At 58.6% G+C, this 25,379-nt stretch carries 19 protein-coding genes and 4 pseudogenes; 12 read left to right on the forward strand and 11 right to left on the reverse strand.

Features of this window, described 5'->3' with window-relative positions; genetic code table 11:
* Nucleotides 1-203 precede the first annotated feature (203 nt).
* Nucleotides 204-1,217 (forward strand): iron ABC transporter substrate-binding protein, encoded by a 1,014-nt coding sequence (locus AC56QP_RS34545; protein WP_497100897.1) that lies wholly within the window; start codon nt 204-206, stop codon nt 1,215-1,217.
* A 459-nt stretch (nt 1,218-1,676) separates the two neighbouring features.
* On the opposite strand, the gene AC56QP_RS34550 is transcribed toward AC56QP_RS34545, so the two are convergent.
* Together AC56QP_RS34550 and AC56QP_RS34555 are read right to left on the reverse strand one after the other, a co-directional pair.
* Nucleotides 1,677-2,930 (reverse strand): type II restriction enzyme NmeDI-related protein, encoded by a 1,254-nt coding sequence (locus AC56QP_RS34550; protein ID WP_269908226.1) that lies wholly within the window; start codon nt 2,928-2,930, stop codon nt 1,677-1,679.
* Nucleotides 2,931-3,364: 434 nt separating this feature from the next.
* Nucleotides 3,365-3,601, reverse strand: coding sequence for a hypothetical protein (locus AC56QP_RS34555; protein ID WP_269908171.1), 237 nt, complete (start codon nt 3,599-3,601; stop codon nt 3,365-3,367).
* 447 nt (nt 3,602-4,048) lie between these two features.
* Here AC56QP_RS34555 and AC56QP_RS34560 point away from each other — a divergent pair, with 447 nt between their 5' ends.
* From AC56QP_RS34560 to AC56QP_RS34585, 6 genes and pseudogenes are all read left to right on the forward strand, one after another.
* Complete coding sequence (locus tag AC56QP_RS34560; protein ID WP_497109013.1) at nt 4,049-4,693, forward strand: hypothetical protein; 645 nt, start codon at nt 4,049-4,051, stop codon at nt 4,691-4,693.
* A gap of 114 nt (nt 4,694-4,807) precedes the next feature.
* The gene (locus AC56QP_RS34565; protein WP_269908169.1) at nt 4,808-5,551 is read left to right on the forward strand and encodes a transglutaminase-like domain-containing protein; all 744 of its coding nucleotides are present in this window, start codon (nt 4,808-4,810) and stop codon (nt 5,549-5,551) included.
* Nucleotides 5,552-5,555: 4 nt separating this feature from the next.
* Nucleotides 5,556-7,322, forward strand: coding sequence for a peptidoglycan D,D-transpeptidase FtsI family protein (locus tag AC56QP_RS34570; protein ID WP_497100896.1), 1,767 nt, complete (start codon nt 5,556-5,558; stop codon nt 7,320-7,322).
* Nucleotides 7,323-7,511: 189 nt separating this feature from the next.
* Nucleotides 7,512-7,958, forward strand: a complete 447-nt coding sequence (locus AC56QP_RS34575; protein ID WP_497100895.1) for a hypothetical protein — start codon at nt 7,512-7,514, stop codon at nt 7,956-7,958.
* A 215-nt stretch (nt 7,959-8,173) separates the two neighbouring features.
* Nucleotides 8,174-9,064 carry a transglutaminase-like cysteine peptidase gene (locus AC56QP_RS34580; RefSeq protein ID WP_497100894.1) on the forward strand — a complete coding sequence of 297 codons (891 nt, stop codon included), beginning with the start codon at nt 8,174-8,176 and terminating at the stop codon, nt 9,062-9,064.
* 215 nt (nt 9,065-9,279) lie between these two features.
* Nucleotides 9,280-10,021: pseudogene (locus tag AC56QP_RS34585) on the forward strand (pyridoxine 5'-phosphate synthase).
* Nucleotides 10,022-10,026: 5 nt separating this feature from the next.
* Here AC56QP_RS34585 and AC56QP_RS34590 read toward each other — a convergent pair.
* The 3 genes and pseudogenes from AC56QP_RS34590 to AC56QP_RS34600 form a co-directional block, all read right to left on the reverse strand.
* The gene (locus tag AC56QP_RS34590) at nt 10,027-10,695 is read right to left on the reverse strand and encodes a DUF1007 family protein (RefSeq protein WP_489861492.1); all 669 of its coding nucleotides are present in this window, start codon (nt 10,693-10,695) and stop codon (nt 10,027-10,029) included.
* A gap of 86 nt (nt 10,696-10,781) precedes the next feature.
* Nucleotides 10,782-12,765 (reverse strand): annotated as a pseudogene (locus AC56QP_RS34595) (M23 family metallopeptidase).
* A 391-nt stretch (nt 12,766-13,156) separates the two neighbouring features.
* Nucleotides 13,157-14,251, reverse strand: coding sequence for an acyltransferase family protein (locus AC56QP_RS34600; protein WP_489861490.1), 1,095 nt, complete (start codon nt 14,249-14,251; stop codon nt 13,157-13,159).
* A gap of 456 nt (nt 14,252-14,707) precedes the next feature.
* Between AC56QP_RS34600 and AC56QP_RS34605 the strand changes: the two genes are divergently transcribed.
* From AC56QP_RS34605 to AC56QP_RS34615, 3 genes and pseudogenes are all read left to right on the forward strand, one after another.
* Entirely contained in the window at nt 14,708-15,349 is a 642-nt protein-coding gene (locus AC56QP_RS34605; RefSeq protein ID WP_489861489.1) for an NrsF family protein, read from the forward strand.
* Nucleotides 15,350-15,447: 98 nt separating this feature from the next.
* Nucleotides 15,448-16,313: pseudogene (motA, locus tag AC56QP_RS34610) on the forward strand (flagellar motor stator protein MotA).
* Between the two features lie 144 nt (nt 16,314-16,457).
* On the forward strand, nt 16,458-17,081 hold the full coding sequence (locus AC56QP_RS34615) for a transglutaminase-like cysteine peptidase (protein ID WP_489861488.1): 624 nt from the start codon (nt 16,458-16,460) through the stop codon (nt 17,079-17,081).
* A gap of 208 nt (nt 17,082-17,289) precedes the next feature.
* Here AC56QP_RS34615 and AC56QP_RS34620 read toward each other — a convergent pair whose 3' ends face one another.
* The 4 genes from AC56QP_RS34620 to AC56QP_RS34635 all read right to left on the reverse strand — a co-directional run bounded on the left by AC56QP_RS34620 (nt 17,290) and on the right by AC56QP_RS34635 (nt 21,121).
* Nucleotides 17,290-17,706 (reverse strand): rhodanese-like domain-containing protein, encoded by a 417-nt coding sequence (locus AC56QP_RS34620; protein WP_269908157.1) that lies wholly within the window; start codon nt 17,704-17,706, stop codon nt 17,290-17,292.
* A 275-nt stretch (nt 17,707-17,981) separates the two neighbouring features.
* Nucleotides 17,982-18,437: a L,D-transpeptidase gene (locus AC56QP_RS34625; protein WP_489863446.1), complete on the reverse strand. Its 456-nt coding sequence runs from the start codon at nt 18,435-18,437 to the stop codon at nt 17,982-17,984.
* A 75-nt stretch (nt 18,438-18,512) separates the two neighbouring features.
* On the reverse strand, nt 18,513-19,463 hold the full coding sequence (locus tag AC56QP_RS34630) for an IS630 family transposase (RefSeq protein ID WP_489861487.1): 951 nt from the start codon (nt 19,461-19,463) through the stop codon (nt 18,513-18,515).
* Between the two features lie 680 nt (nt 19,464-20,143).
* The gene (locus AC56QP_RS34635) at nt 20,144-21,121 is read right to left on the reverse strand and encodes a L,D-transpeptidase family protein (protein ID WP_489863445.1); all 978 of its coding nucleotides are present in this window, start codon (nt 21,119-21,121) and stop codon (nt 20,144-20,146) included.
* 415 nt (nt 21,122-21,536) lie between these two features.
* Here AC56QP_RS34635 and AC56QP_RS34640 point away from each other — a divergent pair.
* Nucleotides 21,537-21,835: pseudogene (locus tag AC56QP_RS34640) on the forward strand (hypothetical protein).
* A gap of 37 nt (nt 21,836-21,872) precedes the next feature.
* Complete coding sequence (locus AC56QP_RS34645; RefSeq protein ID WP_269908462.1) at nt 21,873-22,118, forward strand: hypothetical protein; 246 nt, start codon at nt 21,873-21,875, stop codon at nt 22,116-22,118.
* A 239-nt stretch (nt 22,119-22,357) separates the two neighbouring features.
* On the opposite strand, the gene AC56QP_RS34650 is transcribed toward AC56QP_RS34645, so the two are convergent.
* Nucleotides 22,358-23,149, reverse strand: coding sequence for a DsbA family protein (locus AC56QP_RS34650; protein ID WP_489861486.1), 792 nt, complete (start codon nt 23,147-23,149; stop codon nt 22,358-22,360).
* A gap of 364 nt (nt 23,150-23,513) precedes the next feature.
* Nucleotides 23,514-25,313, reverse strand: a complete 1,800-nt coding sequence (locus tag AC56QP_RS34655; protein WP_489861485.1) for a peptidoglycan L,D-endopeptidase MepK — start codon at nt 25,311-25,313, stop codon at nt 23,514-23,516.
* Nucleotides 25,314-25,379: the final 66 nt, after the last annotated feature.

A 25,379-nucleotide genomic window follows, 5' to 3' on the forward strand; every position in this document is an offset into this window, starting at 1 on the left:
GAAGTTATCGCTCCGGTCGTGAGGGGAGACGATTTCCGAAGCCACCTCCCGCCAAGGATTGCTGTCGAACGACAAATCGCTCAGCCAGACGCCATATTTTTCCCGCCTCGGCGGCTACTGCGACCTGTGTAGTTATGTTGACATCAATACTCCAGTATTGCTAAGAGCCGGCCGGCACATCAGCCTGTAGCCTGGAGCATCCGATGAGATCCGCCCTTTCAATTTTCGCGAGCGCCATGGCGCTATGCTACGCCTTTCTCGCTGCACCGGCGCTGGCCCAGGACACAAACGACGGTATCATCGTCTACAATGCCCAGCACGAGAGCCTGGCCAACGAATGGGTAAAGGGCTTCACCAGGGACACAGGAATCAAGGTCACACTGCGCAACGGCGAAGACCCTGAATTCGCCAACCAGATCGTCACCGAAGGCGCCGCCACGCCGGCCGATGTATTCCTGACAGAAAATTCGCCCGCCATGGCACTTGTCGACGCGGCGGGCCTGTTCGCGCCGGTCGATGGAGACACGCTGGCGCAGGTGTCCAAAGAATTCCGTCCTGCTAATGGGCATTGGGTCGGTATTGCCGCGCGCAGTACCGTCTTTGCTTACGACAAGACCAAGCTGACTGCCGACAAGCTTCCAAAGTCGCTGCTGGATCTGGCTGACCCGGGCTGGAAGGGCCGTTGGGCTGCTTCTCCGTCGGGTGCCGATTTTCAGTCGATCATTGGGGCCCTGCTTGAGATAAAGGGCGAAGCCGATACGGCGGAATGGCTGAACGCGACAAAGGCCAATGTCACCGCCTACCGAAGCAATAGTGCCGCCATGAAGGCGGTCAATGCTGGTGAAATCGAAGGTGCGGTGATCTTCCACTACTACTATTATGGAGATCAGGCCCAGACTGGAGAAAACAGCAAGAACGTGGGGCTCCTCTATTTCAAGGATCAGGATCCGGGCGCATTTGTCAGCATTTCTGGAGGGGGCGTGCTTACTTCGAGCAAGCATGCCAAGGAGGCGCAGGCCTTCCTGAAGTGGATCACCGGCAAGGATGGCCAGGACGTCCTTAAGACCGGAACGTCGTTCGAATATGCCGTCAGCGTCGGTGCCGACAGCAATCCAGCGCTGGTTCCGCTGAAGGATCTTCAGGCGCCGAAAGTCGATCCGTCGAATTTGAACAGCAAGAAGGTCACCGACCTTATGACCGCTGCCGGGTTGCTCTGAGCGGCTTACCATTGGCGACGATAGCCGCATTTTTCCCACCCGATACCTAGGCTCACTGCCATATCCGGCAGTGAGCCTTTTGTTTAGGCGGAAGAGAAACAAACCCACTCTTCGGGCGGCCGAAACGTTCGCATCAAATGATCGCTGCGGCAGAAGCCGACCAACAGCTTAGCCAACACATTCTTGTGACCTGCCCGATGGGCCTTGCTCCCCTAGCGGCCAGGGGATGTAGGGTGATGAGGCCGTCGCGCGTGTTCCTTTCACTTCAAGGGCCACGGCGATATGGAGCGGCCGCCGGCACGCGGCCGCTCCAACTTTTGTGCGCTGTGGTTCGCCGACACCTCGATCACTCGACAACTTTTCCAAGCCAGCATCCCTCAACCATGAGTTCCAGCTCTTAAACGCTATCTTGTTTCGGTCCGCGTAGCCGAGGTGCGCGGGTTCGAATAATATCGACTCTCAACTGAGCGTCCGCGAAATCGCGTGGATGGGCTTCATGCCATGGCCGAATTTGGCGATAGCCTCGCGATTGTGCTTGAGTTCGCCGTACGCCAAATATCGCACCTTCAGATCCGCAATTCGGCTGAATGCCGGCCTGTTGAGCTGATTGCGGACATCTTGCTCCCGCGCGTCGGGCGCTACAAGGAATAGCCCCTCCAGCCCTTGCACTTCCTCGCCAAGGGCAAGATCCAACATGCGGACTATTCCGGAATAGATCGATGTGGTGTGCTCTACCTCGTAGGCAGCGACGATCCGCCTCGTCGCCTTATCGAGCCACAGCACGTCGATGAGCCGAACTGCGTCCGCGGCCGAAACGCCTTCGGGAAATGGAAGGACTTCAAGACAGAAGTCGCTGAGCTTCCCACCGCCAAAAGCACGGTTGCGGTCGTTGGAAGCCACCCAAACATCGTAGCCCATAGCGAAACCGAGATCGCGCAACCAACCTTGGATCTCTGTGTGTGTGTGATCGTTCTCGCGCGCCGCATTGATCAGACGGTCGGCTATCGCCTCCTCCCGAACGCGCGCCAGGTCGTCGCGCCAGGCGGCCATCGCCACAGGACTGTCCTCGAGCGGCGGCGCGGCGTACCGGCCACTGCCAATATCGAACAGCAGGCCGCCAATCGCTCCAAGATCGTTCGAAAGCGAAGCGCGGTTTTTGGCGTTCAGGACAAGGATTCCCTTCCTCATTGCCAGATATTGCTCCCATCGGCCGAGCTTCACTTTGGCCCCGGTGAGCGCGTTGTAGCCGTTAACGATCGCGGTATTGAAGGGCGGCGCCAACGTTGGATGCAGGAAATAAAGAAGATTTGCGACGGCAGGGCCTAGCCCCTTGATCGCCCGTGCGTCGATTTCCTGTATCGCCGCGAGCATCACCGACTCCTCGTTGCAGCACACGCAGGTGTCGAGCATTCGTCCGAATGCGCGCTGGTTGTCGGCATTCTCGTAGATGTCCGGGATTCGTAGCTTGGGTTTCCAAAGAAAGGCGTGATCGGCCCCCTTGAAAATCTGTCTTTGCTCGGCGATCGAATGGACGACCACTTCCAACGAGGACCCTCTGTAGGCGTTTCCGAACGCGCCCGCACCGATCTCGCTCACGACCTGCTGAATGCCACGGCGTATCGAGCGAAAGTTCTTGATGCGCTCTTCCCACAAGAACCATGATCGATAGGTCCCGTTGGGATCACTGCGCCAACGGTTCAACAACGCCGCCATCGCTTCTGACAAGCCGACCTCCCTAAGCTGCGCTCGCTTGCGAACTGCAACCGCCAAGGTGCATTTTGGCGTGTTACCGTGACCCGCGGCAAGGGCGCTTGCCACAAAATCACAGAACGGGTTCCAGGGTTCAGTGCATGCCTTGCATCATAGGAGCTGGATCCAAAGAATAGCACCGTCGAAGGCCCCCCGGCCACCGCCGTCGCCAAGGGTGATCTTCGGCGAGGGAAGGCCAAGGCGGCAACGCCAGGCGTCGCCGCGAACATGCGATGCTCCGTCGCACGAATGCATGGACACGTTGAGCGCCTGGGATTATCCCTAGACTAAGTGACGCCTTACGATTCGGCGAAGCTGTCTGGCCTTAACCAGACCTTAACAATGTGATGCAAACTGGAACTATGCGCATTCCTCGCTCAGCTTGGCCGGCCCGTCGCCTAATTGCTGCAGCCATCACTTTGGTGATGCTGTTGTTGGCATTTGCTGCGCATCCGCCGGCGCTTGAGGCTGTCGATCTTCCACTCGCGCAGCTCACTCACGTTCACGATCAGGGATCCAAGGATGCGGGCGCTTTGTCGCATCAGGTTCTGCATCACGATCATCATTTCGAGATGATCAGTCAGCAGGCAATTGACATTGCAGGGATGAAGGACCGCCCAACCTTTGTTGCCCATCAGGACGACGTGCGCATAGTCCAGATAACTTTCGATCGCCCTCCGCGATCCGCTTGGTGCTGATGCACTGAGTGTGTTTTTGCCGGCGCCGATGGCGCCTGTCCTTCTTCCGCTCAGTGCCCACCCGCCGCCCGCAATGCGGGCGGCATTTGAAGCTATAGCGGAATTTCACAATGTTCATCGCAGCGGCGCGCGCGCGCAAATTGATTCTACGCAACCTCGAAGCCATTGGATACGAACCGGACGAGGCCGCGTGGCGCTCGATCCGAATGGGCGTGAAACGGGACCTGCAAGCTCACAGACTGCGTCCCAACGTACCGATACCATCGCGGCGGAACCCGGTCAGGTATCTGAAAGCGATGTTTCGCGAGACTGGGTCGATCTACGATACCCTTGTTTCCTTTCTTCATGACGGAACATGGACCTCTAGCGGCGGGTCGTTTCGTCTTGCTGAACAGCTTGGCTTCGATCTGGTCCACGAAGCGAGATCGCCGTCTGCAGGCGGACGGAACCTTACGATATCTGGAAGTCGGCGGCGGCTGGGCAGGATTGAAAAGCCCTGCGTCAGGGAGCTCTCGCGATATTGCAGGCCTTGCCAAACATTTTGAACGCGATCTTGGTCAGAGCGTCTTTCTCCACTTCACGAATCTGACGCAGTGGCACGCCGACCTGCCAAAGGGGATCTTTGAACACCCTTATGTCACAGCTGCGGGCCTGCCGGTCCTTGACACACAAGGAATTCCGCCTGGGACGGTCGGCATCCTCTATTCGCAAGCAGCGGCCTATTTCGAAACAGATGTAAAATCGTTTCTGGCCGCAGCCGCAGCCCTGCTGTGTCCTGGCGGACTGCTCATATTCAACCTTCGTCCGGAATATGTCGGATTGGTTTCAGACTGTGCCGGCACCGGCGGTCTGACGATGCGCAAATCTTGCGATCTTGGTGGCATGAACGGGGTCGTTGTTGCGTTCGAAAAGCAGCCTTCACTCAAGAAAGGTCGCGCGGCCGTCGTCGACATGACCGGCATGAAGTCGCTCCGCGCAAAACAGTATCCGGCTGAGAAGGGGCGCCCATATGCGAGCAACCAACGTTAGACGATCCGTCACGGCACCGAGACGGATCCTTGTCAAGGCGGCCTTGACGGTCGAAATCCCGCAGCGGCTGCGGCACAGCCAGCCTAGCATGGCACCGCTTTTGGAGGGGGTTCGATGAACAGGCGGATGTTCTTGATCGGCGCCGGCCTGACTGCTTTCGCGCCTGCTTACGCAGTAGCGCAAAGTCAGACCTCGGAGCCACTTGATGCACGCGTCGCCGAGTTGGAGCGCGAAATGGCAACTCTGCGTGCCGAAGGCAAACCAATTTCCACCGGCTGGGTTGCCGGCAAGCTGGAAGCCGGTCTGACCGACCGTGACCGGCGGGTCGCGGCATTCAAAATCGTTCAGAATCTCCCTTATAGGCTAACGGCGTGGACTGGTGATCCCGACAGCCTTTTCGCGAACGGTCGCGGCGATTGCCGTCACAAGTCGGCCGCCCTACTTCGACTGATGCGAGCCCGAAAGTTCGATGCCCGGCCCATCCAATTGCCATTCGACTGGGCTGACCTGCCGATACCCAAAGCAGTGCTTGCACCCCTGGCCGAAACCCGCGGCTTTCATGATACCGTGGAGGTCCGGATCAATGGCAAGATGACGCTGGTCGACCCGACCTGGGATCCTGTGCTTGCCAAAGCAGGATTTCCCTTTCTCGCAAACTGGGACGGCATTGAACCAACGCCAGCGATTACTCCCCGCGCCAACGGAGTCATACGGCAAGGGGATTTTAAGGCGGGGACCGATCTTTACGCACATTTCGGAATCAGGTGGCCGGAACGCGCTCGCACATTGGCCTTCAACCGCGCTTTCAACGCCTGGACCGATGAATTGCGCGCGCGCGAAAATCCCGTCAGAGGATAACGTCATGGATGACTCGTCTTCACAGACCAACCCGTTATCCACCAATTACCGCGTCCGGATCTACATGGTTATGGCGCTGTTTTCCGCCTTCTTTGCCGCGATAGGGGTACGCCTGGTGATCCTTGGAAACATGGAACGGCCAGATAAAGCGTACGCAGCGGTACCGCCGTCTGTTGCGCGGCCGGACATAGTCGATCGCAACAACGTCACTCTTGCCATGGATGTCGCAAGCCGTTCCGTCTATGCCGAGCCTCGCCGGATTATCGATGTCGACGAAGCAGCCGAAGGCCTGACGAGCGTCTTTCCCGACCTCGACATGATCGATATTCATAAGCGCCTAGCCAGCAACAGCGGCTTTACCTGGATCAAGCGTGGCATAACGCCTGCTGAAAAGGATCGCCTGTGGGCACTTGGAATTCCAGGTGTCGGCATTCGGGATGAAACCCGGCGTCTTTATCCCAATGGGCCTGCTGCTGCGCATGTCCTGGGGTCGGTCAACATAGACAATGCCGGAATCGCCGGCATCGAACGCTGGATCGACGAACAGGGACTCCAAGACCTTAGATCCGCTGGCTTGAACCTCAATCGACGAAATCTCGAACCGATTGTTCTCAGTCTGGATCTGAGGGTTCAGTATGCATTGAGCGATGAATTGAGGAAAGCCGTCACCCGTTTCGAAGCTATCGCGGGGGCAGGGCTGGTAATGGATGTAACGAATGGGGAGGTGCTCGCGCTTGTTTCGCTGCCGGATTTCGACCCCAACATTCCCGCCGACGCATTGAAGCCGGACCGCATCAATCGTGTCAGCGTCGGCACATATGAAATGGGCTCCACCTTCAAAGCCATGACCACCGCCATGGCTCTGGACTCGGGAGTGTTCAACATCCACTCCGTCCTCGACGCCAGCCAGCCTTTGCGCTTCGGCCGGTTTTCAATCAACGACTACCGTGGCCAAGGGCGCCCCTTGTTTGTTCCCGAAGCATTTATCTACTCTTCGAACATCGCTATGGCGCGAATGGCGATGGGTGTGGGCGTCGAAAAACACAAGGCCTTTTTGAGGCGGCTGGGCCAGTTCGACCGTCTCGTAACCGAACTGCCGGAGAACGCACAGCCTCTCATTCCCCCGAATTGGAGTGAGATCAGTACTGCCACCATCGCCTTTGGCCACGGCATGGCAGTCACACCGCTTCAGGCGAGCATCGCTATCAGCGCAATTGTCAACGGTGGGCGCCTGATCCGGCCGACCTTCATAGAAGGTACCCCGGTCGAGAAACGCATTTTGGCGACAGATGTGGTCACGCCGCAAACAGGCGAAGCGGTGCGGTTTCTGATGCGCCTGAATGCCGAGGTTGGCTCCGCCAAAAAAGCCGATGTCGCCGGGTATTTTATTGGGGGCAAGACAGGCACTTCGGAGAAAGTGGTAAATGGCGCCTACTCGGGAGACCGGGTGCTGACGGCCTTCATGGGCATAGTCCCTGCCGACAAACCTCGCTATCTTTTCCTTACAATTCTCGATGAGCCAAAAGGGTTACCGGAAACCAGCGGGTTCAGAACCTCGGGCTGGAACGCGGTTCCGGTGACCGGGACCATCATGGCGCGGGTTCTACCCTTTCTGCCGATCGCACCGCAAAAAGAGCGGCCGGCCAATCCGTTTCCGACGATGGTAAGGATTGCGGCCTGGGGTTCCGAGCGTTTTCAGCCATTACCCCCGGAGCCGACCCTTCCGGCGCTTCAAACGGTTGCCGCCCCGAGCAAGGCCGCGGCAGAATGAGGAAATCCAGAGAGCCATGTCACATCGCTGCCATTGGTCCGAGATCCACGACGGTCTTCAAGCATTTATACGCCGCTCAGCCACATATTCAGCTGTTTCTTGCGCAACCTTGGTGCATCTGCGGACGTTTTGCTTCGTCGGGATCGAGCTATCCGCGCCTGTCAATGATACCAAAATATGGAGATGGAAATGACGTTTGGCTCATTTTTTAAGGGGGCTTTGGTCGCGGTCGTTTCTTTCGCAATGCTTGGGACGGTGGCCGCCCTATGGGTCAATCCGTTTTTTATTCGAATGACGCCGACGAGCGGATTTGAGGTCGCATTCCTCACCCTCCAGGCGCTTTTGCTTGGGGTCTATGTGGCGATCCCGGTTCCCGCGTGCGCGGTCAAGCTCGCGAGCGTCGGCGGGATTGCCAACTACATCGGCATCGCTTGCCCGATCTGTAACAAGATACTGCTCTTCATGTTCGGCGCAGACGCGCTGCTGACCTATCTGGAGCCCGTGCGAATCTATCTGGCGGCGGGCGGAGCCCTCGTGACGATGGTCGCCGTCCTCATCCGCTGGCGAAACTTCCGGGCCGTTACGTCTGCAAAAGCACCTTTGTCTTTCCGCGATCAGCCTCCGGCAACAATTTAGGATATGGAGACGCGACAGGTTTCTCTTGGGTATCGCAGGCGAAGATCAGTTGTGTCGATAGAGCCGGCGTCGCGTTGCCTGTGACCATCGGGTAAGTATAAAGGTATTTAAAATTTTAGATAAGATGGACAGAACGACTTTCCGAAACAGTATCTACCTTCCTTTCCAGTAATTTGAGACAAGATTGGTAGCGTCCACGATTAAAGGTGGGCGTTATGAAAAAACAAAACACTGCTCGGGGAACAACCAGCCTCAAAGTGCTGTTGCTGGCAATCGGCGTTGCCGGTTTGGCGCAGCCTTCCCTTGCCAACAACGGTTTCGGCACAGCCGCCCCTGCCGGGGCACTCCTGGAAAAAGTCGAGGCGCCGTCTTATCTCGGCGGCGTTTCGCTGGAAAGGCCACGGCCATCGCGGCCCGCCGCAGCCTACCGGATCGGTATGGTTCTCGACGGTTACGGCCCAGCCATCGCAGACCGCGAGGTCGGCCCTGCAACGGCGCAAGGCGATATCGGCATAGATCCCGTGCAGACGGCGGCGATCATCCCGGGTGTGTTCGGATCGGTCGCCTTGTCCATGCGCAACTTTCCCGCTTCGGCACGCTGGGCGCCTGTCTACCAGGCGATCGTCGGCTGCTCTGCGGGCAGCGCCTGCGAGCGCAAAAGCGCCGCTTTTGCCGCCATCATCGACGTGGTTCGAGGCAAGAGGTTCAGCGACAAGCTAGCCATCTACGGGAAACTCGACTATTGGGCGACGCCTTCGGAAATTCTCGATCGGCGGGCCGGCGACTGCGAGGATTTTGCCATCCTCAGGATGACGGCACTGCTGCGGGCCGGCATTCCGGCGCAGAGCATGTCGCTTGTTGTCCTCCAGGATCGCCGGAGAAAATTCTTCCATGCGGTGCTGTCGGTAAGCACAGTCAGCGGCACCTTCATTCTCGACAGCCTCAGCAATGTTGTTCTTCGCGACAGCGATCTCCCTGACTACCTGCCGCTGTATTCCGTCAGCACCGACCGGGCGTGGATCCATGGTTCAAAGCCCGGTGGCGCGCAGGTGGCAAACATCAAAGGCGGCTTCGCGACGGTCGCTCCCGGCGAAGGTCTGCAGTAACCTCCGGGTGATGCACAGAAGTTCTCCTTGTGAGCATGCCGATTGGCGCGAAGACACACGTACCTGACTATTTTGCATTCGTCTTGAGCCACGTTGGTCAGCACAGCGGAACGCTCACCCGTTCTGAGGTCCACTTTCCCTGCTGAAACACTGAATGGTGCTGTCTGTTGCCGCTCGAAATTAGTATAGCTGAGTACCTTTTCGGACCCGAAGCCATGCCTGCAAAGCTTTCCGTCAATCTCAACGCAACCGCCATGCTGCGCAACCGGCGCGACCTGCCATGGCCGAGCGTGACCGGGCTCGGGCGCCTCGCCCTTGCCGCGGGCGCACACGGGGTTGACGGTGTATCCGCGCCCTGACGAGCGGCACACCCGACAACTCCGACCTGCCGGAGATTAGGGCATTGATCGACGACGAGTTTCCCAAGGCGGAATTCAACATCGAGGGCTATCCGAGCGGGGATTTCCCGGCGCTGGTGGAAAAGCACCAACCGCAACAGGTGACGCTGGTACCCGACGATCCGGCCCAGGCGACATCAGACCATGACTGGAACTTCGCCGCCGAGGCCGCGTTCCTCACGCCCATCGTCAAGCGCCTGAAAAAGGGAGGCTTTCGCGTGTCGCTGTTTTCCGATCCGGATCCGGACGGCGTGAAGGCCGCGCGCGACACCGGCGCCGACCGAATCGAACTCTATACCGGCCCATACGACAGTTGCCATTCCGATCCCGCCAGAGCGGCCAAGGAACTGAAAAGACTGGTAAAAACCGCCGATGCCGCCCTTGCCGCCCGGCTTGAGGTCAATGCCGGGCATGATCTAGTGGTGAGCAATCTGCCGAAGCTGGCAGAGCGCATTCCGGCACTGGCGGAAGCCTCGGTCGAGCACGGGTTGACAGCCGATGCGCTGGAGTATGGCCTGGCCGGCACCGTTACGCGGTTCTGAAGGCCTGCGGGTGGTGAAGTTGCTAACCCTTGGCGCCGCAGGATAGTTCAAGTTTCGTCGCAAATATCTTGCTCATATCAGTCCCTGTGGGATCGTTGAAAAACGCATCCGTGAGGGTTTTCTGGTTCTGTGAAATGGCTTCATCGGCATTGGGCCGGATGACGGTGCGCGTGCACGCGGCGGGCAATTGATCGACTACAAGGTTGTCATCCGTTAGAAAATCGATGGCGGTATAGAAGGTCGGATCGTAGACCCCAAAATCAATTCTCCCGGCAAGCATAAGCGGTTTGTTTGGCTTTGATTCAAATGAGACGGTCAACTGGTCACTCTCAAATGTTGTCGTGAGCGAAGGTGGGGAGTTCATCAAAACGTCTTTTCCATTAACGGTCACGATCTGGAAATAGTTGTAGTCGGCGAGCGACGCGTAAACTGTTTCGGAAACGAGTTTCATTTCTGATGGATCAAGCTGGAGGTCAAGATTCTTATCGAACTCCATCATTACTGTGCTTGAAAATATCTCGTCGAAGCGCCAAAAGTGCTGCAGCGACGTGACGGATGACTGATCGGCGGAGAGTGTGATACGGAGCTGTGCTTCGGCAAAGACATGCGGATGTGCGTTAGCTTGGCCAGGCAACGAAAAGGCTACCATTTGCGCCACTGACGCAACTGAAAATATTGATTTGCCGTTCATGGGCACTTCTCCAGGGCATCACAAGCGGATGGCTCGACTCAAACTGGAACTATGTCAGCGATGGCCCATCAAGACTGTGCAATAATTTAGCAAATTGTTGCACAGTCGTCGACTTTTGTGCTCGCGACCTTCAACTGGTCGCTGTCTTCCTGCTTGAGCAGGTCATCAATGCGTTCGCGCTCGCGCTTGAAGGCAACGAGATCGTCGCCCTTTAGTACCTTGCCGACCGGCAGGCGAACGCGCATCGGGTCGACCTTGGTGCCGTTGACGGCGATTTCGAAATGCAAATGATTGCCCGTCGAGAGGCCAGTCGATCCCACATAGCCGATGACCTGGCCCTGTCGTATTCTGACGCCCGGCTCCATCCCGTCCGCGATCCTGCTCTGGTGATTGTAGGTTGTCCGATAGCCGTTGGCGTGCTGGATGACCGTCTGCTTGCCGTAGCCGCCGGCCCAGCCGGCCTTCTCGACGACGCCGTTGCCGGCGGCAATGATGGGCGTGCCAGAAGGCGCGGCCCAATCCACGCCGGTGTGCATCTTGAAATAACCGAGAACAGGATGCACCCGCCCACCAAAGCCAGATGTAAAACGACCGTTTGGAACCGGCTTGCGCAGCAGGAACTGCCGGGCGCTGCTGCCGTTCTCGTCGAAATAGTCGGTGCTGCCGTCCGGCATCTGGAAGCGGTAGAAATTGCGGGTCTGTCCGCCGAAGGTCGACGACACATAAAGCAGCTCGGATTCGTCGGACGCCTGGTCGTCACCGTCCGGCTGCGAGAACAGCACTTCGAGACGGTCCGACGGGCTGAGCCGCGACTGGAAGTCGACATCGGACGCCAGAAGCTTGACCAGCCGCTGGGTCAACTTCTTCGACATGCCGTAGGAATAGGCGGTGCGATAGATGCCGTCGTAGACGTTCGGCAAATTGGCGCGTTCCACCACCGGCGGCGAGATCGTCGAACGCCGTCAGCAATTCGGGATTGGGCTCCGGCTCCTGCGCCGGCACATACTGGCCATGATCATCGAGCGCGATGGTCACGATGTGCTGGGTTTTGTCGTAGACGCTGGTACGCACGACCTTGGCGGCGTCGCCATGGACTTCCAGCCCGACGCGCAGCACGGTTCCTGCCTTGAGCGCCGGGGCGTTCAGCAATTTGGAGATCGCCTCGGCCATGCCGGTGGCGTCCTCGCCCGTATAGCCCGAATCCGCGAGGGCTTCGATTATGTCGCGATCCTTGGTGAAGGGAATGATTTCCTCGGCGAAGGCTGGCGTCTGGTCGTGGGCAACGGCGCGCGGCGACACCGAGACGTTTTCCGGCACGATCTTGACGTAGGAGCCGGCCATGCTCTGTGCCAGCGAATCGCCGAATCGCTGCGGGTCGACATAACGCAGCGACGCCACCTGCACGGCGCCGTCACTCAGACCTGTGCCGGCGCCACGCACCACTTTTTCCACCTCGTCGGCGGACAGGTCGCTTTTTTCATCGAAGGACGCCGTCTCGACCGGGAAGTCGACCGTCTTCAGGCTCATCTCGCTTTCGACCTTGGCGCCATAGATCTGGCCGGCGGTTGCAGCGGCAGCGGCGGCCGGCTGGCCCGAATTGTCATCGCCGTCGTCGCCAAACACCTGCATCGGGTCGAAAGGCGGGTAGGGGCGGTTGGTCGTGTGTCCTGCGGCTAGCGCCATCTTGATCTGCACGAAAGGCATTGTGTGGATGACATCGCGGTCGCCGACCTTGGTCACCATCGACACTTCCATGCGTCGGCGGTCCTTGGCCTTGGCGATCTGGCGCGGCGCCACCAGCCTAGTGGTCTTGGCGACCTCACCGGAATCGTCGCTGTTGGAGGGATGACCCAGTTCGGCGATCTCTGGCGGCGTCGCCAGCTGCTGGCGACCGTCAAGGGCGGCGAACAGCGCCACGCCCATCAGGACGCTCGAGGTCACGCCGGTAAGGAAGGTGCCCGACAGCCAGCGCGCCGAAACTTCGCGCCGGTCTGGTGCGCGACTGCGGCCGTCCGCAACCAGCGGGGGCTCATTGCCGAGCGCAGCTATCACCTCTGCCGTGTCGTGCATTCAGAAAGGCTGCTTCTTCCCCGGGCGGAACGGCTTGTCGCCATTTTGAGCCGAAACAGTTGCCCGTCACGGCTGATAAAGTCAACGAAGCGACTGGCCAAAGACAGGGTTTCGCACCACTCGACCGCATCGTGCTGATTGGCTTCGGATGGCATTGTGGCGGCAGTTGGGTCTAAATGTGGCTATCTAGCTCTAATAGCCGGGATTCGAGCCGCTGTGTTTGTCTTCGCGCTTCACCAACATGCCTGGCCAGGCAGCCAGAAGTGGTTCGGCCTTCGGTACCATGGCGCGCGCGTGATTTTGCGACGTCATAGCGTCGACTGAGATTGCTTCCGTATTGCCGGGTCCGAGACCTCAAAAGACGATACAATCAGCCGCACTCGGCGCTAGTTCACTCAACGGCCTTCAGCGCTGCACCTAACGAAATGTGCCCGAGTGGAGCCCCCATTTGGTCCGATCTTGCGATGCGCGCCCAGTTTGGCCGTTCAAACAGGAAGGCGCCAATCCCAGTACGCTTGACCAGCAGGTAGAGCACTACGGGGCTGGCGACCGAGACAACCAGAACTGCCAGGCTGAGTGTGCCCGTTTCGGTGATCAGACCACTCCTCAAAGCAGCCGCGCGAAAGATCGACATCGGAAGCGTGAAAGCGACGTAAACCACCAGGGAATGCTCGCCGAGCCAGCGCAGCCATTCCATGAAGGGAAGTCGGACAAGCAACGCGCCCAATATGCAAAGTGCCAGGGCCCCGAGGATGGCGAGGCCAAGATGCAACGGTGGAAAGGCTGCCAGTCCCATATATGTGACCGTTGGTTGAACGGAGTACCCCGGTGAAAAGACCAGCAAGCCGTTTCCGAGCGCCCAGGCGAGCAAGCCCGCTATCGACAGGGCAATGTGGCGTTGCGTCCATGTAATGAGGCGAAATACGAACGGCGCCATCGCGTAGCCGAGATAGAAGAAAACGAAATAGGCAGCGAACTGCGTAAGAGCATAGCTGCTCGTCTCAAGGGCCGACATCTGAAACGCGGCCGCTAGCAAGGTCACGACTTCATCAGGAATCCGGAATTGCCGCAACAGCTTTGCTACAAGGCCGAATACCGCCAGCATGTAGATGAACCACAGAACGCCATATGGCTCGACCAGTGACACGGCGACATCGTAGAGCATCGCACCAGGGTCTCGGCCATAGATGCCTATTTTCAGGCCAATCATGATGACCGCCCAGACAGAATAGAAATAAAGATAGTGCACAATTCGACGATCGGCATAGCGCCGCCACGGCCGACCGATCACCTGCGAGAGGAAGAGTCCTGAAATCAGAAAAAACTCGGGCATTCGAAAGGGCGTTGCAAAGCCGATCGCGTAATGCAGGAAGCCAACTTTCCCGGTATATTCCCCGGTGTTGTAGGCCGAATACATCATGACGACCAGGATGATCGAAAGGCCCTTTGCCATATCGACCCAAGGCATTCGCGCGGGGCTGTTCATTCACAAGGCTCCAAGCAGGCTCAGTCCTAGGCCTGTGATCGGTCACGTCCCGATGGTCAATTTCGTCGCTCTTTGGTGCTTTTTGGTTAATGGAACCTCAGGGTCGACTTGAGATCGGTTAAAAAAACCCTGCTTTGGTAAACGAATGGGCGTCACCTTCAACGAACTCTTACGAAAAAGCGGGTTGAGCTTTTTAGGCTGACGTTGCCAGCGTGAGATAGCTCGCGGATGATAAAGTTGCCTGCTAGCTGTTCGCGATGGACAACGGCCGCGGGGCAAAAAGATCTGATTGGCGTCGTCACCTACGCCTATCAGATGTGCGGTCATTAGGAGCTGTTGGAGCGCAGTGGATGGCCGCCGGGCCGATATTAAATAGGAATCGAGGTAACCACGGCGGGTCTTTGAACGAATATGGTAAAAGCAGCGCCTTCAATCGACTATTCGGGCTGAATTGCAATGAACACAAGTGATCTCATCAGGGCTTTGGCTACAGACGCTCGACGGCCTGTGGTGCCGCTCTCCAAAGTTTGGCTAGGCGCGGTGGGACTGGCAATTCTGGTTGCGGCGATTGTCTTCTTCGTGACGCTCGGTCTGCGACCGGACTTCGTCGAGGCTGCCCGGACGCCGTGGTTTCTGTTCAAGTTCGTTGTGACGATATCGCTCGCTGCGAGCGCGTTTGGTCCCGCTCGCGCACTTTCACGCCCGGGCGATGCGTTGCGAAAAGCGCTTCCGTACCTGGCCATCGCTCCCGTACTCATCGCCATTGCGGTGGTTGTCGAACTTTTCGTTCTTCCTCCGAATGTCTGGTCGGCGAGGATGATTGGCAAGAACAGCATGGTTTGCCTGACCTACATTCCGCTGATTGGCATCGGTCCCCTGGCCATTTTTCAGACGGTCCTGCGCTATGGCGCGCCGACGCGGCCGACCCTTGCAGGCGCGGTTTGTGGGATATTTGCGGGAGCGATTGCAGCGACGCTCTACGCGGCCCAGTGTACGGACGACTCGCCGCTGTTTGTTGCCACGTGGTATACGATCGCTATCGCAGGCCTGGCCGCAATTGGGGCCGTGAGCGGGACCATATTTGCGCGGCGTTGGTAATATTCTCGGGGTGACGGATAACCCTCCGTGTAGCTCAACAAGCCTCACACAAGACACGATACTTGAGGATCCTGAGCTGAAATTTGGAAGGACCTTGCGTGGGCATTCTGATTGGACTGGTGGTTACGCTCGGCTGCGTCCTTGGCGGCTTCATGGCCATGGGTGGCCATCTGCACGTGCTGGTCCAGCCGTGGGAAGCCGTGGTCATCTGCGGCGCGGCGTTGGGCACCTTCCTGGTCGCCAATCCGATGAAGACGGTCAAGGATACCGGCAAGGGCATCATCGAGGCGTTCAAGCAAGCGGTGCCGAAGGAACAGGATTATCTGGAAACGCTCGGCGTGTGCCCAGCTTGATGCGCTCGAAGTCGCGCAGCGAGGTCGAGGCGCATATCGACAATCCCGAGGAGTCGGCGATCTTCCAGGCCTTTCCGACCGTGCTCAAGAACCACGACCTGATGGCCTTCATCTGCGACTATTGCCGCATCATCATCATCGGTAATGCCCGCTCGCATGAGATAGAGGCGCTGATGGACGAGGAAATCCAGACCATCAAGTCCGACAAGATGAAGGCCTATCACGCACTGGTGGCGGTCGGCGACGGCTTGCCGGCGCTCGGCATCGTCGGCGCCGTGCTTGGCGTGGTCAAGGCGATGGGGGCGCTCGACCAGTCGCCGGAAATCCTCGGTGGCCTGATCGGTGCGGCCCTGGTCGGCACCTTCCTCGGCATCTTCCTGTCCTACGCGGTGGTCGGGCCTGTCGCCTCCAAGATCAAGACGGTGCGCGAGAAGAAGAACCGCCTCTACATCATCGTCAAGCAGACGCTGCTGGCCTACATGAACGGCGCGCTGCCGCAGGTGGCGATCGAGTTCGGGCGCAAGACCATATCGTCCTATGAACGGCCGACGATCGACGCCGTCGAGCAGAGCACGATGAACGCCGGCTCCGCCGAGAAGAGGGCCGCCTGAACGCCTCTCGGTGTTCGGCGGCCGTTTGTCGCAGTCGCCACAGACATGTCAGTAACCATGCCGCTGATCTGGCGGGCCGCATCATTGACACGCACTGTAAATGGTCGTTAACGTTTCGTTAACAATCAGGGACGAGCGGGGACAATGTTTTCCTTTTCGACGACGCGGATCGTGCGCACGGCTGCCGGGACTGCGGTGGGATTGGTCGTTTCGGCATTGGCTGCGGTGTCCGCCGTTGCTGCCCATCCGATGGCAACGGGCGGCCTCACCTCGCAGCCGATCGGACACTACGATTTTTGCAAGGCCAATCCGGCCGAATGCTCCATTCGCCCAAGCAAACTGGCACCCGCCACCATGACCGACGCGCTGTGGCGAGAACTGACCAGCGTCACCGCCAAGGTCAACGCCGCGATCAAGCCGATGAGTGACTTGGACATCTACGGCAAGGATGAGGTCTGGGCCTATCCGGACCGAGGCGTCGGCGACTGCGAGGACTATGTGCTCGAGAAACGCCGTGAACTGAACCGCATGGGAATGTCGCTTGCCGATCTTCTGATCACTGTCCTGCGCAAGCCCGACGGCGAAGGACATGCGGTGCTGACGGTGCGCACCGACAAGGGCGATTATCTCTTGGACAATCTGACCGACAAAGTCCGCCAGTGGGATGAGACAGACTATACTTTCTTGAAGCGTCAGGCGATCGACAACACCGGACAATGGGTCTCGATCCGTGAAGGCCAACCCGTCCTGGTTGGCGCGGTTCAATAGGGACGTGCGTCTCGCCTAAGACGGACATTTTTTCTCGGGCTATGTGCATGAACTCGGGGCGTGGGATGTCGGCTCCCGCCCAGGTCCCAGACCACAGATCACATATAGCCGACCTGCTTAGGCAAAGCTCGAAGCCTCGCAGGCGTCAGGAAGTCGAGACTAACTTCCGTTTGCCTGCCGAGCCTCGCTGCTATTCCCCGCACGCACGCTACTTTTCAAGGATATCGTAGCCGGTCTTCTTCCAATCGATCATTCCGCCCGATAAGTGTGACACTTGGCTGAAACCGAGTTGCGTCAACTCCCGTGCCGCTATTTCGCTCATTCGCCCACTTCGACAATACAGTACGATCTTTGCAGATCTATCCTTCGGAAGCTTGTCAAGATTATCCGCGATTTTGTCGAAGACAATAAAGGCGTCAGTATTTCTGATCTCGCCCTCATATGGCGTGTGCACGTTCACGAAGAAGAAGTCCTTTTTCTTCAGCATCTCGGCCAACTGAAAACTCGTCAGGGTCGTGAACTTTGCCTCCTCCGCCTCGGTCGAGCCGCCAGACATCGTGACCGCTGACACTATTGCGATCAGAACGGCGGTCCGTCGATTGATTTCACTTTTTTCCGGTCCCATTTTGCTGCCTCCATATTCCTAGCGGGTTCCATACGACCGCCCGGCATGGGCCCTCCCTTTTCTGTCTGGGCGGGCACACCAATCTAGCGCATGCGGGCGCGAATATCTCTCACACTTCCGTCGTAAGGCACCAAGCGTTGGACCTTTCCGCCAGCAGATTTCGACCAGCGGAACGAAGACGCTCCAGGATGCGCATTTCGTCTTGGAGTGCCGTATCCAATAGAGCGCTGCAGCGAAGCCTCCTGTCGAACATGGATGATGACATTTTCTCTGTGTCACAGAACAACGACTATCGTTCCGATCGGGACGCGTTCATAGAGATCGGCCACATGCTCATTGAGCATTCGAATGCAGCCGTTGGATACCGCCCGGCCGATCGTCCAAGGCTCTGTCGTGCCGTGAATCCGATAGTAGGTATCGCGACCGTTCCGATAAAGATAAAGGGCTCGCGAACCAAGCGGGTTGCTTGGACCGCCCGCGACACCCCCGGCGTACTTCCCGTATTTCTCCGGGGAGCGCTTGATCATATTCTTCGTTGGCGTCCAGCTTGGCCATTTTGCCTTTCGGGCGACTTCCGCTGTCCCTGACCAAGCGAGACCTGCCCGGCCCACGCCGACACCGTAACGCCTGGCCACTCCTGTTGCTTCAACAAGGTACACGAAGCGATTCTTGGGATCGACGACCACAGATCCGATCGCGTAGATGCTCGGAAAATCCACAAGTTGCGGCATAAATTTGGCGTCGAGCACAAATTTGTTTTTGACCTTCGCGGCAAGGGCCGTTTGCGGAGCTAAAGCGTGTCGCGATTAATTGGCCTCATATCCGGCAGCCTTGAAGAAGTTTCTGCATTCGGTTGGCTCGAACAGGTGGCAGATATCGCCGAGAGCCTTGCAGAGAGCGTCGAAGGTTCTGGCCGCCTTCTTTCGCAGCCGCGCCTTGAGTTTTGAGAAGGCCATCTCGATGGGGTTGAGATCGGGCGAGTATGGCGGCAGGAACAAGAGCCAGGCGCCCCTTTGGCGAACCAGTTGGGCGGCGCGCTCGTTCTTGTGGAAGCCGACATTGTCGAGAATGACGACATCGCCGGGCGACAGTTCGGGAGTGAGCTGAGTTTCGACGTAGCGTTCGAAGATGGCGGCATTCATCGGTGCATTGACGATCCACGGCGCGACAAGACCGTGGCATCGCAGCCCGGCGATGAAGGTCTGCGTCTGCCATTTGCCGAATGGCGCATGCGTCTTGAAGCGCTCGCCCTTCGGCGCCCAGCCGGTGCGTTTGGTCAGCTTGGTGTTGGTCGACGTCTCATCGATGAAGATCAGGCGCGCCAAAGCCTTGTTGAAGAAGCGCTTTCGCCGCCCGATCCACAGTTCACGCGCCTGGCGCACGTCGGCCCGCTGCTGCTCGCTGGCCTGTAGAGTTTTTTTATGACTGAGCCCCAGCCGATTGAGCAGGCGCCCGACATTGGAGCGGTGCACGCTCACCCCACGCACCTCCAGCTCGACGCAAAGCTCGTCCAGCGTCAGTTCGCCGGTCTCGGCCAACCGCAAGCGTAAAAACTCGGCATGCGGCTCAAGCTTCCCGCCGCCCACATGGCCCTGCCGGCGCGCTTCAAGCGAACCGGTCTGCCGGCGCAGGTTGATTAGATTGTTCACAAAGCGAGGCGAAACGCGGAAGTGGCGCGCTGCATCGCGGTGACCATGTCCCTCATCGACATACGCAACAACACGCCGACGCAACTCAAGCGGTAGCGGCTTGCCCATCGCGGTTTCCTTTCAACCGCAATGAATCACGAACTCAAATCAATGGGAATCCTGAATCCATTAAAACGCGACACGCTTTAGGATGACGGCGGTCAAACCGAACATCACTGAACGACGATTGAACATTTTTTCCCTCATCTGAGGCACAACTGAATTGGTGGTAGTTGTCAGCTATGCACTTCGATGCTGGGAGGTTTGTTGGAGACGTCGACCGTGGAGCCGACGAGGCATATTTCGGCTGGAACATATGCGGCTCGCCTGAATGGAACCCTACCTTTCAAGCTTGTTTGAGCCACAGCGGCGTCAAACTGACAGTGAAGATCCGTGGAAGGCCGAACCTGTTTCCTATCGTGATCTTGAGCATCGCGGGCAGAAAAGGCGCTTACCGGAGAGCTGGTCGCACTGGGCGGCACATGCGCGACATCAAGCGTACAAGCGCGAGCGACTTCCAATATCGCACCGAAATGCAAAATCAGGATCAGCGAGAGAAAGGCCAGACCGGTTCGGACCAATAAATATCTCATGACCAAATATTCTGAGTGAGAAGTCTGATCGATACCTTACCTTTTTATAAAAATCGCGTGAGCGCCTAACAAGAGGACTACCCGGCGTTGACGCCATCCGCCTGCTTGTAGCTCCGCAGGTTCACTGGTGTGGCGAAAGGGGCGCCCCCAAAAGCCTCATTCGCCCGGACGATGCGGGTCCGCCAACGCGGCCTCCGGACGGCTGATAGGCACGTCGTCCAATGAGGTTTTCTTGGCGAGAGCAGCTGCGCCGCGGCTTTGGAGAAGTTTCCGGAAGCTTGGGTGCATGCCTCCATCCGAATAGGCATGAGCTTCGAGGGCTGTGCCGGAGGCAAGAAGCGCTTCCGTCTTTCGTGCATCAGCATCGTCTCGAGCGGCCACTGCACCATTTTCCCAATTTAGCAGAGGTGGACATGAAGCCAGTGGATCGCGTGGATCGCCACCTTCAAACTCCGCGTCGAAAACATACCGTCTGCCGCAGTAAGAGACCTTAGGCGGTCGCCCCGTGACCTCGAAATTGTCGTAGCCCTGCTTGAGGTTTGTCCAAAAGCTATAGTTGGGGTCGTTTCGGTTCTTTGCCATATTCTCCGGGGTCATCCGGAATGGAAAAGCCTGCACCTGAAATGCTGTCTGGCCGCCCCTTATGGCTTCCCGGATGACCGTGTAGATTTCCGCAACGCCGGCATCCGTGAGCGCAAAGCATCCCGATGATGAGCAGGCGCCATGAACCATCAGCGCCTCGCCGCTGTAGCCAAGGGCGTTTTCCAGCTTGTTCGGGTAACCGAGGTTGAACGACAGATAATACTGCGAATTTGGATTCAGCATGCCTGCGGAGACCGTGTAAAATCCTTCTGGAGCTTGCCGATCGCCGTTCCTGGTTTTCGGTCCAAGTTTCCCGGACCAACGGCACATCGGAAAGGTCTTCAAGAGCGCGTAGCGCCCAGTGCGATCGCGTTTCCAGATCTCCAACTCACTTTCATCCTTGAAGATGCGGACCAGAATCGGGTCGGCAGGCGTCATTTTGCGCCTGCTCATATCGCTGACGAGGCTTGCATTGATTGGCTGGTTTGCCTTGTCGGCAACGTCAAGAACGGTCGACACGCACCCTGACATGAAAATTGCCAGCGTTGACATAATCAAGAATCTGGGCAGCTTGTTAAGCACCGTATCTCGTTCCCCTTAGGTCCAACTTCCAGTCTTGGCCCGATACGGCCAGTCTGGATGTCGCGGGACGTGCTGATCGCAGCAGCAGCATTGTCCGTCAGCAGGGTTAACGAAAAATTTGATTCCGTCTACTGGCTTCGTGTCAGTCCGTGGTAGCCAACTCGGACCACGCCGTCCCTGCTGTGAGTAGTGAGGCGGTCTTTGCGACGGTGACAGCATTGGGCGGAGACCGCCATGCGCCGATCTGACGACGAATCCGCAGAAACAATCCAGAAACAAAATTCTACAATCCGGAAAAACTTCCGAAAAGAATTCGAGGGCATAGGTGGAGTGTGCGGTCAGATCATCGGCTGCGACACTAATCTTCGGGATGTGCGGCCAAACCATGCAAAGGGTTTCGATCAGCTTGATGGGTGCGTTGCTCGGCCTATCGCTCTTAGCGGCTGCGGTCGAACGCTCGGACGCAAAGGTCGCGATCACCCGAACTGAGCGTTGCAGCAATCTCAGCCACCAATTTGATGACGCACTCAAAACTCATGCCACGGCAACGCAGGTCACCGCGGCGAAAGCACTTCAAAGGAGGGGAAATCGGTACTGCGCCATCAAGAAACAGGCACAGGAATCCGGATGCTCGCAAATGCTTTGAAACTGCTAGGAGTGACACCGATCGACGCGGATCAGTGACTCTCAACCCGATCTGCACAAAAAAGGAAACGAAGCTATGAAAAAGTCCCTCCTCTCCGCTCTCGGTCTCGCCGTTGCTCTCGCCTTCTCGATGCCGGCTCTCGGCAACGCCGCTGCCACCACGACAGCGGCTCCCGCTGCTACGACGACTGCTCCGGCAGCTGCGCCTGCGAAGGCTGCTCCGAAGAAGACCACCAAGAAAGCCTGCAAGGTGACCAAGAAGCATAAGTGCCCAGTTGCAAAGAAGCACACGACGAAAAAGGCTGCCCCCAAGAAGGCCTAATCCAGGTCAGACATCTTGTCTGTCACAGACCGCTCCAGCTGAGATTCAGCCGGAGCGGTCTTGTTCGAACCCGGGCGTCGAAACTGACCGTGCCGTCATGCTCATGGCATGAGCCGGAATGTTGCTGGTTTCCTAGCCCGATCGGCCAGCCATTGGACCGATGGCAACCCAGTTGCGCGGTTCATGGATAGGAGTAGCCGTTAGAGCACGATGCGAGCCCGCCTTGCCAGCTGACTCGGTTACATTGTGCTCAGCACCTCATCGATTGCCGCCTTCAACACTCGATAGGGCTGTGCCCCGACCATCATTTGCTTGCCGACCAGGAAAGCCGGCGTGCCCTCGACGCCCATGCCGTTACCTTCGGCCTCATCGGTTTGCATTGCCCTATCGTAGTCGGCCGCCCGGCTGGTCATCAGTTCCTCGACCTTCGCCACGTCGATCCCGGCGATCGCCTTGGTCAAGGCGATGATGTCGTCCTTCTTTCCCCAACCGGCGTTTTCGTCGTCCTGCTTGTCGAACATCGCCTTGTGCCAGGCGCGGAACTTGTCGGGCGCCGTTTCCCAGACCGCACGGGCCGCAGCGCCGGCGGTCTGGGAGTCGGGTCCGAGGAACTCAAAGTCCTTGAACACGATTCGAACCTTGCCCGTATCGACGTAGTCCTTGATCAGATCGGGAAGAATGGTCTCCTCTGTCTCTCGGCAGAACGGGCACTGGTAGTCGAACCAGTAGGCCACCACGACCGGCGCATCGGCGTCGCCGATGAATGGCTCTCCCTGCAGATTGACCTTCGCGATATCCGCCGCCGGACCCGGTGGCTGGGCAGGCTCCGCCGGAGACGCGACAGTGTCCGTCAGTGGCGCGGCAGCGATGGATTCCAGGCCCGCGGGTTGCGGCGGCGGCCGGCTGCTCCACACGATCGACCCTGAGACCATGAGGCCGGCGACGATGATTGCGAGCGGCGTGAGCAGATCGCGCCCCGACAACTTTGCCACCGGGGCGCTGTGCGTTTCGTTTGTGTTTTGATTGGTCATGTTAGCGCTCACCCCTTGCCGGCGTCTGGCTGCCGCGGCGTGTTAATGACTCCCTTAACGAACGCACCTAGCGATGGCCTCGCTGAAACTCTCAAGATACCGTTGACCAGAAATATGACCTGAACGCCAACGCAATCCGCGAAGCAGATTTTGAAGCCGAGGCTTTTCCTTGCGTCTTCGTCGTATATTCCAATCATCGCATTTTTTGGAGCAGGCACCGCATCGCGGCCCGCTTTCACAGTCATTGCCACTGCGCTACCAAAGTCTGCATCGTTGCCGTCATCGCTGGTGGACCTGACTGAGTGTCGAATTTGGGCTCGACGGGTGGCCTGCGGCGCGGCTTTTTGGGTGGTTGGTCAGACCGTTACTTGGTCTGGAAGCGGGCGACCGAAAGGAACCTGACGGCGTTGCCGGTGAACCGGTTGGCATCGGCCATCTGGTTGTCGGTTTGGAAGCCTGCGGTGTACACCTCGCTCGGCGGGCTATGCACGATGTTGTAGGCATAGCGCGGCGCCGTCGTTGCGCTGGAAACGGTGGCGATGTTTTCGCCACTGTTCAACGCCCAGCGGGCGGCCTGCGGTGCGGCGGCAACCACCACCGCCTTGGGATTATGCTTCAGGTCGTGGGCGGTGGCCCTTGATTCCTTGCGCGTCGTCTTCACGCCTGTGCCGATCGCCAGAGCCGGATCGGAACCAGCCGGGCGGGCAGCGATGGCATCGCGGGGCGATGCGGCGTCGACCCCCGACGGGTTGTTGAACGGCGAGCGTGGCCCCGAGAGCGAGGCCACCTGATATCCGTCGGTCGCGCTGGCTTGCTTGAGCACGGCCTTGACCTCATCCGGACCCGCAGGCGGCAGCACCGAGAAGGCATCGGTGGCGGTCTGGTCGTGTGATGCCGTGTCCGCCAGCGCCACCAGCACGTCCTTGTCCCACGGTGCAAGATCAGCCGGCAATGAATGGTCGGGACGCCAGCTCGGCAGCGGAATGTTGTTGGTCCCCACCTGCGCTGGATCGGCAACTGTGGACGGATCCGCCATGCCGGAAGGAATGTTGGCTGGGGCCTGAGCCATCGCCACCGTCTGCTCGATGGTGGCGGCGTCTGCTGCGTCGAACGGAACATTTTCCGGCGTCGTCGCATCGGCATCCGCCTTCGAGCGCGGGGCAAAATCAGGCAGTGGAATGCTGCGCGCTGGCAGCGCCGCTATGATCGTCTCCGGTGTGTCCTTCTGCGGTGCCGGGTCATCGACTGCCTGCGGCACATCTTCGGGAGCCTGGGCATTCTTGGCGCGCTTGGCATCCTGCGGCGCCACGATGGCAATGCCCGACAGGTCGCCGCTCTTAGAGGCGGGCGCGGGCTTCAAGTTCCTTGGCTTGGGAGCAGGTGCGGCTGTAGCCACGTCTACGCTGTCGTCCGCCTCGTCGGAACCACCGCCGAAGAAGGCCGCCAGCAGGCCACCAGATTTTCTGGTGTCACCGCCGGCGCTGGCCATTTCGATGGCGGGAGCGCCAGCACCCTTGCGCGCCTTGTAGGCGGCAAGCGCCAGTTCATAGCCAGGCAGCGGCCTGCCGTCGCTCGGCACATGCAGCGTCTTGCCGTTGGGGAACAGGCTGACGAGTTCCTGGCGGCTGATGCCCGGCCAGTGGCGCACATTGCCGACATCCAGGTGGACGAATGGTGAACCGGACGTCGGATAGTAGCCGACGCCGCCGCCCTGCAGCTTGAGGCCAATATTGCGCAGCTTCTTCAGCGGCACGCCGGGAATATAGAAGTCTATCGCCTTGCCGAGCATGTGCTGGCTTTCTTTAGCTACACCCCTGCTGCGGCTGCGCAGCATCGAGTTCGTCGCCGGCGAGCGATAGCCGCATACGACCTGGATGTAGTCGGTGGCGCCGCTGGCGCGATACGCTTCCCAGACCAGATCCAGCAAACGCGGATCCATCTTGGTCGGCTCGTTGCGACGCCAGTCGCGCAGGATGATGTTGATCTTCCTGAGACCTTCTGGATCGTAGCGCCCATTGCGTTTGAAGACGATCTCGGCTTTTTCCTGTGTGTGCAGATGATAGAGTTTCAGCGAACGTGTCTCGGCGCTGGCGCCGGTCGCAGCCGTTGCAAGAAAACCAAAGGCAAGAATCACCGCTGCCAGCCATCTCGGCCAGACGCTCATGTGATGGTGCCGCCCGTTTTTATGTCGTTCGACGTTGTTCAAATCAAAAGGCCTTGCAGGCTGCCG

This window comes from Mesorhizobium sp. RCAM 05104, from assembly GCF_059683645.1.

Excerpts from the sequence above, each read along its gene's own strand:
- AC56QP_RS34655 (WP_489861485.1), bottom strand. The coding sequence starts at position 25,313 with ATGAGCGTCTGGCCGAGATGGCTGGCAGCGGTGATTCTTGCCTTTGGT.
- AC56QP_RS34650 (WP_489861486.1), bottom strand. The coding sequence starts at position 23,149 with ATGACCAATCAAAACACAAACGAAACGCACAGCGCCCCGGTGGCAAAG.
- AC56QP_RS34625 (WP_489863446.1), bottom strand. The coding sequence starts at position 18,437 with ATGCCGCAACTTGTGGATTTTCCGAGCATCTACGCGATCGGATCTGTG.
- AC56QP_RS34545 (WP_497100897.1), top strand. The coding sequence starts at position 204 with ATGAGATCCGCCCTTTCAATTTTCGCGAGCGCCATGGCGCTATGCTAC.
- AC56QP_RS34620 (WP_269908157.1), bottom strand. The coding sequence starts at position 17,706 with ATGGGACCGGAAAAAAGTGAAATCAATCGACGGACCGCCGTTCTGATC.
- AC56QP_RS34590 (WP_489861492.1), bottom strand. The coding sequence starts at position 10,695 with ATGAACGGCAAATCAATATTTTCAGTTGCGTCAGTGGCGCAAATGGTA.
- AC56QP_RS34575 (WP_497100895.1), top strand. The coding sequence starts at position 7,512 with ATGACGTTTGGCTCATTTTTTAAGGGGGCTTTGGTCGCGGTCGTTTCT.
- AC56QP_RS34550 (WP_269908226.1), bottom strand. The coding sequence starts at position 2,930 with ATGGCGGCGTTGTTGAACCGTTGGCGCAGTGATCCCAACGGGACCTAT.
- AC56QP_RS34630 (WP_489861487.1), bottom strand. The coding sequence starts at position 19,463 with ATGGGCAAGCCGCTACCGCTTGAGTTGCGTCGGCGTGTTGTTGCGTAT.
- AC56QP_RS34600 (WP_489861490.1), bottom strand. The coding sequence starts at position 14,251 with ATGAACAGCCCCGCGCGAATGCCTTGGGTCGATATGGCAAAGGGCCTT.
- AC56QP_RS34605 (WP_489861489.1), top strand. The coding sequence starts at position 14,708 with ATGAACACAAGTGATCTCATCAGGGCTTTGGCTACAGACGCTCGACGG.
- AC56QP_RS34645 (WP_269908462.1), top strand. The coding sequence starts at position 21,873 with ATGAAAAAGTCCCTCCTCTCCGCTCTCGGTCTCGCCGTTGCTCTCGCC.
- AC56QP_RS34635 (WP_489863445.1), bottom strand. The coding sequence starts at position 21,121 with ATGTCAACGCTGGCAATTTTCATGTCAGGGTGCGTGTCGACCGTTCTT.
- AC56QP_RS34615 (WP_489861488.1), top strand. The coding sequence starts at position 16,458 with ATGTTTTCCTTTTCGACGACGCGGATCGTGCGCACGGCTGCCGGGACT.
- AC56QP_RS34580 (WP_497100894.1), top strand. The coding sequence starts at position 8,174 with ATGAAAAAACAAAACACTGCTCGGGGAACAACCAGCCTCAAAGTGCTG.
- AC56QP_RS34565 (WP_269908169.1), top strand. The coding sequence starts at position 4,808 with ATGAACAGGCGGATGTTCTTGATCGGCGCCGGCCTGACTGCTTTCGCG.
- AC56QP_RS34555 (WP_269908171.1), bottom strand. The coding sequence starts at position 3,601 with ATGGGCAACAAAGGTTGGGCGGTCCTTCATCCCTGCAATGTCAATTGC.
- AC56QP_RS34570 (WP_497100896.1), top strand. The coding sequence starts at position 5,556 with ATGGATGACTCGTCTTCACAGACCAACCCGTTATCCACCAATTACCGC.